This is a genomic window from Burkholderia sp. A2, from assembly GCF_001729305.1.
Classification (GTDB): domain Bacteria; phylum Pseudomonadota; class Gammaproteobacteria; order Burkholderiales; family Burkholderiaceae; genus Burkholderia; species Burkholderia sola.
In genome coordinates this window covers 1,587-2,156 of record NZ_LZXX01000168.1, presented here as the reverse complement: position 1 = coordinate 2,156, position 570 = coordinate 1,587, and the positions used below count along the sequence as shown (strand labels likewise).

Annotated in this window: 1 pseudogene; it reads right to left on the bottom strand. The window is 68.8% G+C overall.

Annotated elements, in window-relative coordinates:
* Positions 1-418: pseudogene (locus A9Z05_RS33750) on the bottom strand (GGDEF domain-containing protein); the annotation flags it as partial.
* Positions 419-570: the final 152 nt, after the last annotated feature.

The window sequence follows — 570 nt, the reverse complement described above, 5'->3', positions numbered from 1 at the left end:
CGCCGCCCGCGACCATCACGGACAGCGTGCCGAGCTCGACGTCGGCGGCCTGCACGCAGCCCATCACGCCCAGGCCGAGCACGAAGCATGCGACGAGCGACACCGGCGCATAGCGCATCGCCCAGTACTCGGTGCGATCGTCGCCCGCGTCGCGCCGCACCGTGTAGGCTCGTACGATCGACAGGCGCGCAACGAGCAGGCCGACGTCCAGGACGAGCCATGCGAGGCACCACAGCTGCTGCAGCCGCATCAGCGCGACGGCCGCGACGAAGCCGCTCGCGAGCCCGGACAGCGCCATCGGGCGTATGTCCTCGAACAGCGTCACGAGCATCGACGGACGCAGCGCGGCCGTCACGCGGTGGTTGCCGGAGGGGGGAGTGGCGAGAACGGAGTTCAGGAGAGACGCTCTGACTGCCATGATTGTCGACCTCGACACGATGTCTCGATGGCTGGCGGCGCCCGCACGGCACGTGGCGGAAGCCCGGCCGAGCCGGATGCGCACAACATTACCTTGACGTCCTCCTCTCCGCAAAGGGAGAGAATTCCCACACCTGGCGATGCACGTCCGCA